This is a genomic window from Cognataquiflexum rubidum, assembly GCF_022538115.1.
Classification (GTDB): domain Bacteria; phylum Bacteroidota; class Bacteroidia; order Cytophagales; family Cyclobacteriaceae; genus Cognataquiflexum; species Cognataquiflexum rubidum.
In genome coordinates, this window is the sequence record NZ_JAKZAL010000004.1 from 199,505 (window position 1) to 213,166 (window position 13,662).

Genomic DNA, 13,662 nt, shown 5'->3' on the forward strand with positions numbered 1-13,662 from the left:
TGGGTTGGGATGGGGAATTATTTTCTCAAAGTGGCTTGGATGGTTACGACCTGTTCTTCCGAAAGCTCATAAAACACCACTGTAGGAATGTCTATTTTATAATCCGAAAGCAAAACCTTAAACTGGGCCTCCAACTTGAGCTCATTGTCTGAGACCATGGTCAATTTGCCCGGAACGGTGATTTCTCTCTCTACGCCGTGGATTTTAAATTTTCCCTTGGCAGTTACATCACGGCTTTGGCCTTTGGTCAGAACAGGGAGAGACTCTATTTTTCCGGTAAATTCCGCAAAAGGGTATTTTTTTGTTTCCAAATAATTTTCCCTCATGTGCCTGTCCCTCAACCCGATTCCTGTTTTGACAGTATTGAGGTCCACAAAAAAATCGAGCAGGTTTTTTTCCAGATCCACCAAACCGTTCAAGGAAGAAGACTCTCCTGTGAATTCATTCAAAGAGGCTTTGGAAAGAAATTCAACTGTTCCTGTTTCTGTCTTGAAAACCTGGGCCTTGATTTCATCCGGTTTTATCAGAAGAAAAAAGACCAAAGTAAAAATCAAAAACCCTTTCATCAGGTAAGATTGACTGTGAGAGTCTTGTTGTTCAGGCTAGTGGCGTAAGTTTTGAGAGGCTGTATCGCAGGACCCGTGAGGACAGCCCCTTCAGTATTGAACCGAGAACCATGACAGGTGCAGGTAAATACATTGCTTGCAAAAGTCCAGTTCCTGTCACATTGGGAATGGGTACATACCGAAGTCAAAGCACTGAAAGTGTTACTTCCCAAATTGACAATCAATACTTTGGCGTCAATGACCAAAGCCCAACCTCCGGCAGTTGCCAAAGCAGTGGCAAGATCCAAATTCACTGTAACGGTACTGTTAGTTACTGTAATTCCGTTTCCTGATGCGGGAGGATTGTTGGTTCCGCCCCCGGGATTGGGATCGTCAGAGGAACAGCTTGTAAAAAATGCTATTCCAAATAAAGACATAGCGGCTAAAGCACCTGACTTTTTGATGAAATCTCTCCTTTCAGTAGATAATTCACCTGTTTTGATTTCTGTCAATGTTTTCATAATCGGATATACGGTCTTAAAGTGAGTTTTGGACTCTCGGGGAATTTGAAATTTAAACTCAAAAAATGGCAAACTTGTTTTAAGAAGAAAGTTCAGAAAAAATCAGATGAATAATCTTTACAAAAATTAAAAATCGGATGATCTTGAATTGCTCAAAATCCTATCCAATCGCTGCTTTTACTTTATATAAGATGGGATATTTTAAATGAGGAATAGAAAAATTTTACAGGTTTTTAAAAATACTTTCTCTTCAAAATTTCGCTCATGATAATAGCCTCTCTGACATTTTCAGGGTTTCTGAATAAGGTTTTGTATTTGTTTTCTTCCTCAACAGAATCCAATGACTCTACAGCAATGGAAGATTTAATACCGGATACATGGCTGTGGATTCTCTCCTGATCAGCCAATTTGACCCTTTCCGGAAGCGCCCGCTCAGCAATTTCACCTTCGTAACTTTCGTATCTCCTGATTTTTCTTTCTTCCTGAACAGGTTTCAGTTTGGGTTGTTCAAAAGTCCTGCCTTCTTGAACAGGCCTTGGTTTCTGCTGCTCAAATGTCCGTGTTTCACTTCTTTTGGGAAATTGCTCGGCAGATTTCCCCTGCCCGCTACCCTGTAGGTCCTTTTCTCTTTGACCCTGGCCTTGGCGGATTTCTTTCAAAAGGTCCTCAAATGAAACAGGTTTCCTTTGTTCCTGCGGACTATCGGGAGCACCGGGCTGATCCATTTCTTCCGGGTTTCCTTTTTTTCTTGTCGCAGTATAAATGAAATATGCGATGATGGCGATGATATAAACAATGTTTCCTAAATCCACAGCTGCCTTAATTTGATTTTACTAATATAGGTATTTTAACGAATTGGTCAGAAAATTAAGGGAAAGGTTGCAAATGTTCATTGGGTTCGTCTTAATACATGTAGGTCTTCTTACTATAATTGAGATTAATAAAGTTTTTGTAAAACAAACTTAGAATTACCATGCGCCGTGCCCTTGTTGTCCTGTGGTATTGTATTCTTATCAATCAGTCCTTTGCGACCCATTGCGATACCTTTGGGTCCTTTGCGGTTTAAGAAAAATTACCTCACGCCGAGCCGCAGAGAAATCAAATGATGAATATAGAATGCTGAATGGACGAAGTGATCTCCTGTGGTAAATCTCCTTATTCGTCCTTGATGGAATCCACCGGATTGGCCCAGGCTGCCCTGAGTGCCTGCGAACCTACTGTAATCAAAGCGATGAACATTGTCAGACCTCCGGCCAAAGTAAAAGTCCACACCGAAATACCTGCCTTGTATGGAAATCCTGATTGCCATGTATCAAGCGCCCACCAAGAAAACGGAAAGGCCAACACCAAAGCAATCCCTACCAAGATTACAAAATCCTTGCTGACAAGTTGGATAAGGCTTTGGCTGCTTGCGCCGAGTACTTTGCGAATCCCGATTTCCTTGGATTTTTGCTGTACGGTGTATGCTGCCAAGGCAAATAATCCCATACAGGATATCAGGATCGCGATAATCCCTCCTACCAAAAACGCCTGTCCCAACTGCTGTTCCTGTTGGTATTGGGTGGCATACCGCTCATCTATGAAGAAATAGGCGAAGGGATTTCCGGGAAAAATCTCTTCATAGATGGCTTTGATCGATTCAAGATTTCCTTCCATCTGATCGCTGCTGACCACCATACTGAAATATCCCGATGCCTGAGAAGGTAAAAAAATCATCGGCATAATCTCTTCTTTGAGCGACATGTGGTGGTAATCCTTGACCACCGCCAAAATTTCGTAAGGCTCTCCCCACAAGACACTTTGACCCACTGCCGCCTCGACAGATTCAAATCCAAAACCCAAAGCAGCATTTTCATTGAGCATGAGTTTCTTGGATTGTCCCCATCCCTGATTGGCTTCCTCCGGGGAAAAATTCCTTCCTGCCACCAAGGTCATACCATAGGTGTCAATAAATTCATTATCCATGATCATCATGCCATAGGATTTATCTTTGTCCTCGGGACGTGGTACCATGGGAGTTATTCCACTCGCAAAGAAATTATACCCGATTCCCGGCAAGGCATTGGAAGTACTCAATTTCTCCACAAAAGCCTGAGACCTGAGTGAAGACTTGAAGGCGGAAACTTTCGAAGCACCGTTTTCACCCAAATCACTCGGCCCATCTATCACCAGCTTCTGCGTGAGGTCCATTCCCAGGTTTTGGTTTTGCATAAAGCTAAGTTGGTCACGGATGGCAATGGTCCCGATGATGATGGTCACCGAAATCGCAAATTGCAGGATAACCAAGGTTTTCTTGAGGGTTTGGCTGCTTTTCGGTTGGAAGTTGATCTGGAATTGGTGTCCAAACTTCCCGGAAAGTGCCACCACATAAAACCCTGAAAGGAGCGTGCATAGCAATAGGATAGCATTAATCACCAACCAAAAAGAAGGTTGGGCAAAGGCACCAAACCAAAGCGGTTGGCCGAAGAGGCTTTCATAAGGTCCTTCGACGAGCTTGGCGATCAAAAAGGACAAACCAAAAGCAACTAGCATCAGCATCAAAGTCTCCATCATAAACTGCTGCGCAAGCTGCCAACTGTCGGCACCCAACACTTTTCTCATTCTGATTTCCTTGATGCGGGTCAGGATGTTTGCCGCAGAGAGGTTAAGGTAATTCACATAAGCGATCCCTACGATCATCAAAGCAATGGCTGCAAAAACCAAAACCGTACCCATACTGCCTTGAGTTGGCAAAGGGTCTGACAGGGAATTGCCCAAATGGATCTCAGAAAGCGGCTGCAAGATGACAGTCTGGTCTTTTGCATCGGGGTTTTGTCTGATAAATTGGGTAATCTGATCCGCAACACCTTCACTGTCTGAACCATCTTTGAGTGTGACGAAGAGGTTGACAAAACTGGATTCCATTCCATTGGGGTTTGCCCAATCGTTTCCATTGCGGTTGGCAGCATTCTCCAAAGTATGGATGGAAAGGAACATTTCCCCTTTGATATCCGAACGGACGGTAATGTCCTCCAAAATCCCGGTAACGGTGTAGTCTGACTTCCCAAATTGGTTGCTGACCTGAACCGTTTTGCCTATCCCGTTTTCATTGCCAAAGAACTTCTTAGCCAGTTTGGATGAAATCACCGCCGTATTTGGCTGGGTGAGTTCAGCATTGCCGCTAGAGATCGGAAAGGAAAAGGACCTGAAAAAATCCCCGTCTGCATACATCACCCAATCTTCCTTGAAAGATTCCTTGGTCTCGGGGATGATGACCAAACCACCTGCAATCTGATTGGCAAGAATGTTGGCGGTTTTGATGTCGGTAAACTGTGATTCCAAGACCGCAGCATATCCGGGAGGAAGATAGACCTCAGGTTCATTGACCCCATCCGTCACCACAAGCCGGTAAATATTATCCTTGTTGACATGAAAATCATTGTAAGTCCATTCAGATGCTACAAAGGAAAACAGCAACAGGAAAGAACTTAGGCCCAAGACCAAACCGGTGAGATTGATAAAAGTAAAAAGCTTTCTTTTGGATAGACTTCTCCAGGCAATGCGAAGGTAACTGTGGATCATGGGAGTATAAAATGAGGAATTGGGAAAAGGGACAAAAGAGAAACAAGCATCAATTGATATTGTTGGCTTTGCCAGTTCTATGCCACAGAAAGAGGCCCAAATTGAAAGAATTAAGCGATTTGTCCGCCTACGCACAATCTCCATCCGATCAACTTTGTCCGAATTCGGGCAATAGTTTAGTGAAAAAAATTGAATTCAACTTTTGATTGGAGAATGTTCAGTCGGAAGGTTCAAAAAGATATGGTTAGGAATTACAGATTCTGAAAAAAATAACGTTTTGCAGCTACCCGAAGGGCGGGCGATTCACCACAAATGTTGATTAAAAGTACGAAGTTCCTGTAACCACAAATCTGTCTTTAGAGCACAAAACCCCGCCTTTTGGGGAGTTGTTAGAGCTAGAATTTTTACACCATTAAAGGTCGAGGTCGTCAAAGTCAAAATTTGCTGATGAATAATGGCGTGTCTTTAATATTTTAAATTTTCTATCAAGCTGCTCGGCACTTGATATTGAAATTAGTTGTTTATAAAGTAAGTTGTAAATAAAAATGTCCTTTAAACCGTCAATGGTAGTTTCATTGTATAGTTTAAAAACGTTTGCTCGAAAGAATTTTGTCATAAAATTTCTCGGAGCTAACTCTAAACTTAAAAAATCATACACGTTCATTTCAGTAAACGTATCTTTAATGTCTTTATCAGCCAAAAATTTAAGGAATTTATTTATAAAAAGTGGAGTTCTAATTCGTTTAGCTGTATTTTCAATTTGCCCCTCTTCAATATAATTTTTGAAAAACCTAAGTGGAATAAAAACTAAAACACTAAAAATTATATATTTTAAATAAACTGGGTCAAATGGAAAGTATTTTGTCAATATGCCTGCAACTTCTTCAACTTTTGTCAATACACTGATTGTAAGTGTGAAAAGAAAGATGATACCTTGGGATAAAAGACTTTGCTTTGAAGGTTTATAATGATTAATTAAGTCTGCTGCTTTTTCGTCGGCCTTGTCACTTTGAAGATTAAGTATTTGCTTTTTTAGGGTTTTAATTTCGTTTTCATTTACTCTTTTATTCAGTTCAAGATTACTGATGATTTCTTCATAGTTTACTAATTGTTGCTTAGATTTTACAATTTCATAATCCTTTTGAAATGGAATTATTTCACTTGGTTTCTTTTGTATTTTTTCTTGTTCAATAAACTTTGAAAGTTCAAGTAAAAGAGCGTTTAATCGCTTAAATTTTTCTTCTGCTTCTTTTTTCCTTTCTTCGTCAATGAACTTGTCTGGATGCTGCGCACTTCTATATTTATGCAAAAGGTCGTAAAGTTCAGTTGCCGATAGTTCGTCTGATGTTTGTAGCTCGTCCTTAACTTTTTGAATAATGCTTGTCTCGAGTCCTGTCATAATTTATTCTTTATTTTGCTTGTTAGTTTGAAGTTACACTGCCGTATCAATGCTTGCAGCTTACGGTCTAGGCTAAGAAACTAAGGGCTTTCGAAGCGATTACTTTTCCACAGAAACTGCAGTTTGATAAATAAAAAACATTTCGGAGAGCATTATCCCCCTATGTTTTTTAGCCATTGTTAGGCAACATTTTTTGTTTTTCTATTTCTTTTAATTCAAATGTTTCAGCCCCATCCTCAACTAAACAATGCTTTTCATTCAATAGTTGAAAATTGTTTCCTCCGTCTTCTCCAATGGTTTTGTTCAATTTACATTGCAAAACTTTGGTTAGTTTCAATTTGGTCATTGCTCTTGGGTGAATGGCAACACATAAACCATAACCTTTTGCTTGAACGCTTGGATAAACAACTCCATCATAATTGGAAGTTTTTGTAAAAATCTCGGTGAACTTTGCTGAAATTAAATATTCGTGATTGTTACCACTGGAAACATATTTAGAAAATTCCGCTGATAAGAATTTAAGACATTTAACAGTATTTTCCCTTACGTTTTCGGGCATTTCTTTTAAAAACTCTGAATACTTATTTTTCAAACCCTTTAAATAAGGATGTTCATAATCCAATGAAGGGTCAATAATTGTTGCTAAAGAAATATCTTCAATCACTTTCCAATTCCCAAATGTCAATCGGCTCCAACCTTCGATTACGTCTGAATTTCTCATTAGACTAGAAATCTCTGAAGAACCAACAATTCTTGGATATTTCATTTCTTCTTTGTCAAAATCTTCTTCAGAAATCACAGAACCATAAAACATTGTATTTTTTGGTGTGCTAGCTCTCAAATAGTTTGAATTGAATTTTGCAGGTTTATATGATATTCTAGAAACCTTATTGAATTCTGGTTCTTCTTTAGTGTTATTTACGGCTCGCTCAATTTCTTTTGAATATTGGTTTTCGGGTGTTTTATGATAATCGGTAAGCATAATTCCGAGCGGACCTAAACTGGTAAGTAATCTGTCAATTTCAGCAATTGGATATTCGCTTAAATCTAATTTTTTTAGTTGGTCAATAGCGTCCATTGTTCAATTTTGTTTTCAAATGTTGCTTAACGGTTCGTTTTCTTCTATAATTGAGGAAAGCAGTCCGATTTAGGGACTTTTCCCAAATTTTTTATAAATAACTCCAATATCAAACTTACCTTTTCTTTGACAAACAAAAAATCCCTTGATCGGGGTATTTTTTACTATAGGAAGAAAAAAAAATGGATTTCCAAAAATATAAGGGTGGAATTGCATGACAATAGCTATCAGCACCCACCCAGTCCAGTTTCAATTGTCTAAGCTACACCCAAAGAGGGTTTATATTATTTCATTTATGCTATTGTCCTTCAGTAGTATATTTTCATTTGATTCATACAATGAGGATGCGGCCTTGTTAATTTTATCGACCGACACTTTTTTCCATTGATTAATATCTGAGTTGAAATCGGAATTGAATATCAATTTCGACAGATTTTGAATCAAAATATAGTTAGCGTACGGATGAGCATTATCCCTATCAGCTTTATTCGCTCCAGACACAAATTCTGAGATTCGGTCATAAATAGTTTCTTCGGTACAATACATCAATTCAATAACCTTAGACCTATATTCCAAATCAGCAGCACTTAAGTTTGGGTAATTATTTAAATCAGTAAAATGTAAACTTTCATGTTTTAAATAAGAAACTTTAAATTTCTCTGAATTTAAATCATAAGTGCCTTTGTTACAGTAAAGCTTTGTAGAATCTTTTGTAGCCCATCCACCAACTTGAGAATCGCCAAAAGTTGCAAATTCGTCATAGCCGTTTATATGATAGCTTTCAATAAATACAACTGTAGTTTTGATAGTTTCTTTTGGCAAAATCACATCATACTTTTCTGTACTTTCTTTATTCCAAATAAATAACTCTTGAAAACCATTTCGAAAGTTAAAATTTACTTTAAATCCTTCTTTCTCAATTATTTTTTTCAACACAGAGTCGTCTTTAATATTCTTTCGTAAGCTATCTTTTGAAAGTCTTGTTAGATTGTTCGACATTACATAGTCAGCGATGTTATTATAAAGTGTGGAGTCTGTTCTGCTTTCTGGCAAGGGTTTCATCAGTTCCACTCGCCAATATTCACGGTAAATGTTGGAAATGTCGTTTACTATTTTGTTTCCAGAGGTATTTTCAAACACTTCTTCTTTTGAAACAAAACGAGCATACATTTTTTTCTTCCATCTTTGATAAATTAAATTCACTATCGGATTTGAGAAACTTTTTCTTTCTTCTATTCTGATAAAAGCAGTGCTGACATCTCCAACACCTGCTAATGATACGATTTCTCTAAAACTTTGTCTATCGTCGCCAAAATTGTGTCTTCCATAAAAAAATAGAGCAACCAATATTGAGATACTAGTAAGTAAAATGTTTCTTGTTTTTTTCTTCATTTGGTTTTGATTGTGGCTAGCGGGATTCAGCTTGGAGATGGCGGACATTCGAAGCAGTTTCCTTCAAACTTTCTCCTGACTTCCAAAAGATACTGATTTTCATATTTACTAGGTTTTGCCCACTGTATCCAAAGTGATGTTAGCGAAAGTTGTTGGTTATCTTTTAACCCAGTTTTCTAATTGAATACCAGAGATTCTTTGAAACTCTTTCACGTTTTCTGTCACTATCATGAGATCTTTTTCTACTGCGGTGCATCCAATCAACAGGTCAAAATCACTGATCTGCAACCCTATTGATCTTAATCGGGCTTTCTCTTTTCCATACAGGTAAATGGCACTAAAAATCGGAAGGATAACAACCTGGTTAGCAAATACTTCAATTAATTCAAGATTCTTTCGGGGATTTTTACTGTTTTCAGCTCCAAAAACCAATTCTGCCAAAGTAATTTCTGAAATAGCAAAATTCTCAGCACCAAGCAGTTCAAACTTCTCTATCAATCCATACTTCCCTCTTAAAAAATGGACGCAGATATTGGTGTCTAAAAGGTACTTCATTCGAAACCAGGATTTTCTGTTTTTTCAATTCTGGATTCTCTAATTTCTTTAATAATTTCATCGGAATCTTTATCATCTTCCCATGCTCCAAAAAGGGTTCGCAAATCCACCTTCTCTTCTTTTATATCAAGAGACTCGGTCAATTTAATGATCAGTTTTTTCTTAGAAAGATTATCCAAACCTTTCAAGAGACCGAAGTACTTTTCTAATGTCTTGTTGTTTAAAGTGAGGTTTGCCATACTTTTTTTATTCAATTTACGAAATTAATGGTTTGATGGTCAAAAGATTTGGAGAATTAAATCCCTAATTCTCTTTTCTTTTTCTGAATCAAGTCTCCCATATCACTCAAATTTTTTACAAAACCAGATGCTTTTATAAATTCATTTTCCGTATTAAACCAATAGACTATATTATCCCCTTTAACTTTCAATTTATACAAAGGAGGGTAAACAAACTGTATGAGAGAAAGGGATTCCACTTCCATCCAATTTATATTTCTTTCGTTCTCGCCATTTTTTATTGTTACATTTTGGCCTCCTAATTTTACTATCACAAATTTATCCTTAATAGCAATAAATATTGTGAAGCAAACTATTCCCATCTTTCCAAAAACTAACGTGGTAACGATGCTTTGTTCCATTTTCTCACCATTTACCCAGAATAACTCAGGAAAGAACCAAGATAAGATACACGTAATTAACATTATTATTCCCAAGCCAAGAAACAGATATTTCAGAAAGTGGTGATATAGATTATTGCTTTCCATGGTTTTTTTCAATTTTCGCCAACGTTTTGCTTTATTCTATAATAGTGGAAAGCATCCATTTAGCATGCTTTTCCTAGTATTGTGGAAATAACTCCAATATCAAACTTACCTTTTCTTTGACAAACAAAAAATCCCTTGATCGGGGTATTTTTTACTACAAAAACAAAAAGAATGGGTTTCCAAAAATATAAGGGTGGAATTGCATGCCGATAGCTTCCGGCACCATACAGTCCAAAGACAGCCGTATTGACTACTCTCAGGCGGGGTAAAAAATTGTTACCTACCACACTTCTTTATCATTGAAACTTTAAATTATTAAGAAACTTTGATCTTAATCTATCTGTCCAGGATAATTTATCATTTTGTTCATCTAGTACTCCAATATCTTTCAAATTTAGATACGTCCAATATCTAATCCTCCAGTTTTCATCTTTTAGAAGCTTTTTCATTTTATTAATTGTCAGCATATCATCGTCTTTAACAAAATCTGGTAATAGATCCAGAGCACAAAATCGAAAAGTAGAATTTTCATTATCCAACTGTGTTGCTAAAATTTCTACAATTCTGTCCCGATGTTTAAATTTATCCGGATCAATAAATGTAAATTCTTGAAGATGATTAAGAATGCTATATGGAGTATTTGATTGTTTGGCAGTTTCAAATAGACGCTCAATCTCAGTTATAAAAAAGTCCGCCCAGTTATCTAAATCCTTCGATAGAGCTTCATAAATAATGGGTAGGTTATTTAGTCTATTGAATTTTTCATTTTGAATTGCTTTTATAAATTTTTCAGGGTTATCGTTAGCAAGATTCAAAATTGAAATCAAAGTTTCTTGTTTTTCATGATCATTAAGGTCGTAGAACTTTTCAAGTTTGTTTATCAAATTATTGTCCATTTTTTATTATTTGGCTTTTAGTACGTTTCTTTCTTCAACAATAAAGTAAAGTATTTTAAAATAGACTGCTTTCCCAAATATTATTGAAATAACCACAATTTCAAACTTACCTTTTCTTTGACAAACAAAAAATCCCGTGATCGGGGTATTTTTTAGTATAGAAAGAAAAAAAACGGATTTCCAAAAAATAAAAGGGTGGATTGCAAATTCATACCAGCGGGGGCTTTGGCCCTTTCGAGATAGCCTCTGACTAGTCTAAAACTCCTTCTCGCCAAACTCACTCTTTACGAACTTTGTCCGGTTTTTGGATGAATTAAGGGTATAGGAAAGATTCAACACAATCACATCCACCTCATAGATGTAATTGGTGGTGGTAAAAAACTCACCCTCCCGAAAGGCCGTGATCCGCTGTTCGTTGCTCTTGAGCAGGCCCATGTCGATATTTTGCCAAAGCAAATTTGCAGTCAATCGGCTGTCCAACCATGTTTTTTTGATCGATAGATTGGGATTTTAAAAACGCCCATCTTCTCCCTGTGCGGTCACCCGCTTGGAAAGGTAATTGAATGAGGCCTGAATACTCACGGTAGGCGCCACTACAAAACTTGATGTCAAATTAATGGAGTAAACCCATGAGGAACTGTTTACAGGGCGGTCATCAAAGCTTCCGTTAATGGAATAATAAAAGGAATTAAATCCTGCAAAAAACTTCCACCAATTGGCAGGGAAGAGTTCAGCGCCTAGATCAATTCCTGTTGATTTGGCTGTGCCCACATTGGAATAAATCCGGTTGAGTATGGTATCATTGAATACCGTATTGACCCGATTGACTAAGTTTTTGACTCGTGAATGATAAGCCGTCGCGTAGAAGCTGTTGTCCTTCCAGTTTTTCACGAGGCCTACCTCGACTTGGTTGATAAACTCCGGAAGCAGTTCGGAATCGCCTTGTTCCAAGGTTTCGCTGTGTTCCCGTTCCGGAAAAGGATTCATTTTGAATGTAGTGGTTCGCTCCACACGCTGACTGAAACTGGCCTTCAGCTGCAATTCTTCATTGACCTGATAGCCCACATTTGCGCAGGCAAAGGGCCGAAAATAACCATACACATAGAGCGTATCCAAGGTGCCTGTCCGATCCTGAAGGTTGAAATTCCTATCCATTACTTCCAGTCTTAATCCTGCTCCATAAGAGAGTTTATTGAGTTGTTTGTCCAACTGAAGGTATCCCGCGTGGATGGTGTACTTCAGGTCCACTTTGCTGGAAAATTCCGGAACCAGCTCAAAAATACCCGTCTCATTATTTTTTCGCTTATAGATAAAATCTCCTCTGTGATCCAGATTCCGATATTGATAGCCTACTTGTACCTGACCTATTGACAGCGGCTTGAATGCATAGTCCAAATTAACCCGCCAACCATTCAGGGGATTGTCATTAGTATTGAACTCGTCCTGCAAAACCTCAGTCATATCCGGATACCCCAAATTCCGGTTGGTGGTAGGCCCACCGAGCATGGTATATTCGTAAAGGAATGAAGTGCTGAGTTTCGATTTATCGGCGAAAATATGGGCATAGTCTAGGCTACCCAAGACAAAATCCCCCCGGCGTTGTTGTTCATTGGCATTGAAATATTGCATCGTATAGAGCCGCTGACCGTTTACTTCAGCCCTGTTGTCAAAATATAGAATGTCTGCCGTACGCACTTTGTCCCGCACACCTGCAAAGAATCCCAAGCTGAAGGAATTATTGGGATCAGGATTAAAGCCAAGTGTAAACCTGCCCGAGTAATTCACCTCCACCGTACTTCGCTCCCCTTCGGATGGGAAAAAGGTCGTGGTGTCTCCACGCACCGTAAATACATCCCCTACTCTTCGCCCTGACAGATCATTTCGCTGGTAACTGGCTCCCAGTGAAAGATCCCATTTCCCTTTCAGGTAATTCAGATTGAAGTCTGCTCCATAACGTCTTGGATTGGCAGCATTGTCATAGGTTTCGATAGACGGAAATCCTAGTCTGGAATTGACTTGAAGATATAAGCCATCTGTGGTTCCCCTTACAGTAGTGATGTTGATCATCCCCGCTTTGCCCTCTGAGTCGTATCGTGCACCAGGAGAGGAAATCCACTCCACTTTTTCGATTCCATTGGCAGGAAGCTGCGAGAGAATCATCATTGGATCTCCCTGTATGGGCTTCCCGTTGAGCATCACCACAAATCCACTCGTTCCCCGGATAGAGATTTGACCTTCACCGTTGATACTGATTCCGGGCAGATTTTTGAGGATATCGGTTGCAAAACCTCCCCGGGCTACTTCAAAATTCTCAGCCGAATAGCTCTGCTTATCGAGTTTGAAATCTGAGGTAATCTTTTGGCCCTGTACTTCCACTCCTTCCAGCTGCTGCTGATCCGGTAGCAGGGAGATGGTACCAAAATCAAGGGCCTCATTTTTCGTCAAGTCAAAAGCCGGGCCGGTAAGCGTCTGAAAACCGATAAAACTCACTTTCAAAAAGTAGGAACCTGCCGGCACATTTTCAATCAAAAAAACACCTGATACATCCGTGATGCTTCCTTCCACGAGTGTACTATCCAACGTTTTGTAAACTGCGACACTGGCAAATTCAAGCGGTTCCTGACTTTTGGCGTCTGATACTTTGCCTCTCAACTGACTTTGTGCCAAAAAAGGGAGGAAAACCAGTACCAAAAAAATCAAACCTCGATTCATCTATTTTTCTGTTTTTAGGAAAGGTAAGGTCAAATGCAATTAGGAAGAAAATAAATTCCATTAATGGGAAAGGGGGAAAAATGAAGAATTCAGAATGAGAAATTCAGATTGAATGTTTGTGAGACACAAACATTGGCGGGGAAAAAATAAAGAATTCAGAATGAGAAATTCAGATTGAATGTTTGTGAGACACAAACATTGGCGGGGAAAAAATAAAGAATTCAGAATGAGAAATTC

13 protein-coding genes are annotated in these 13,662 nt (G+C 38.6%); all 13 read right to left on the bottom strand.

What is annotated here, in order from left to right; translation table 11 throughout:
• Nucleotides 1-17 precede the first annotated feature (17 nt).
• A complete protein-coding gene (locus tag MMU05_RS06735) occupies nucleotides 18-566 on the bottom strand; it encodes a YceI family protein (protein ID WP_241140913.1) in 549 nt (182 codons plus the stop codon).
• Nucleotides 566-1,066, bottom strand: coding sequence for a QcrA and Rieske domain-containing protein (locus MMU05_RS06740; protein WP_241140914.1), 501 nt, complete (start codon nucleotides 1,064-1,066; stop codon nucleotides 566-568). Before MMU05_RS06740 ends, MMU05_RS06735 begins: the two co-directional genes overlap by 1 nt.
• Before the next feature lie 233 nt (nucleotides 1,067-1,299).
• Nucleotides 1,300-1,878 carry a hypothetical protein gene (locus MMU05_RS06745; RefSeq protein ID WP_241140915.1) on the bottom strand — a complete coding sequence of 193 codons (579 nt, stop codon included), beginning with the start codon at nucleotides 1,876-1,878 and terminating at the stop codon, nucleotides 1,300-1,302.
• A gap of 343 nt (nucleotides 1,879-2,221) precedes the next feature.
• The gene (locus tag MMU05_RS06750) at nucleotides 2,222-4,627 is read right to left on the bottom strand and encodes an ABC transporter permease (RefSeq protein ID WP_241140916.1); all 2,406 of its coding nucleotides are present in this window, start codon (nucleotides 4,625-4,627) and stop codon (nucleotides 2,222-2,224) included.
• A gap of 412 nt (nucleotides 4,628-5,039) precedes the next feature.
• Complete coding sequence (locus MMU05_RS06755) at nucleotides 5,040-6,026, bottom strand: hypothetical protein (protein WP_241140917.1); 987 nt, start codon at nucleotides 6,024-6,026, stop codon at nucleotides 5,040-5,042.
• A 169-nt stretch (nucleotides 6,027-6,195) separates the two neighbouring features.
• Nucleotides 6,196-7,104, bottom strand: coding sequence for a hypothetical protein (locus MMU05_RS06760; RefSeq protein WP_241140918.1), 909 nt, complete (start codon nucleotides 7,102-7,104; stop codon nucleotides 6,196-6,198).
• A gap of 279 nt (nucleotides 7,105-7,383) precedes the next feature.
• Nucleotides 7,384-8,496 (bottom strand): hypothetical protein, encoded by a 1,113-nt coding sequence (locus tag MMU05_RS06765; protein WP_241140919.1) that lies wholly within the window; start codon nucleotides 8,494-8,496, stop codon nucleotides 7,384-7,386.
• A 156-nt stretch (nucleotides 8,497-8,652) separates the two neighbouring features.
• Nucleotides 8,653-9,051, bottom strand: coding sequence for a type II toxin-antitoxin system VapC family toxin (locus MMU05_RS06770; RefSeq protein WP_241140920.1), 399 nt, complete (start codon nucleotides 9,049-9,051; stop codon nucleotides 8,653-8,655).
• Entirely contained in the window at nucleotides 9,048-9,305 is a 258-nt protein-coding gene (locus tag MMU05_RS06775; RefSeq protein WP_241140921.1) for a hypothetical protein, read from the bottom strand. Before MMU05_RS06775 ends, MMU05_RS06770 begins: the two co-directional genes overlap by 4 nt.
• Nucleotides 9,306-9,346: 41 nt before the next feature.
• Nucleotides 9,347-9,817, bottom strand: a complete 471-nt coding sequence (locus tag MMU05_RS06780) for a hypothetical protein (RefSeq protein WP_241140922.1) — start codon at nucleotides 9,815-9,817, stop codon at nucleotides 9,347-9,349.
• 296 nt (nucleotides 9,818-10,113) lie between these two features.
• Nucleotides 10,114-10,713: a hypothetical protein gene (locus tag MMU05_RS06785; RefSeq protein WP_241140923.1), complete on the bottom strand. Its 600-nt coding sequence runs from the start codon at nucleotides 10,711-10,713 to the stop codon at nucleotides 10,114-10,116.
• 255 nt (nucleotides 10,714-10,968) lie between these two features.
• Nucleotides 10,969-11,148 carry a hypothetical protein gene (locus MMU05_RS06790; RefSeq protein ID WP_241140924.1) on the bottom strand — a complete coding sequence of 60 codons (180 nt, stop codon included), beginning with the start codon at nucleotides 11,146-11,148 and terminating at the stop codon, nucleotides 10,969-10,971.
• 75 nt (nucleotides 11,149-11,223) lie between these two features.
• Complete coding sequence (locus MMU05_RS06795; protein ID WP_241140925.1) at nucleotides 11,224-13,425, bottom strand: TonB-dependent receptor; 2,202 nt, start codon at nucleotides 13,423-13,425, stop codon at nucleotides 11,224-11,226.
• Nucleotides 13,426-13,662 lie beyond the last annotated feature (237 nt).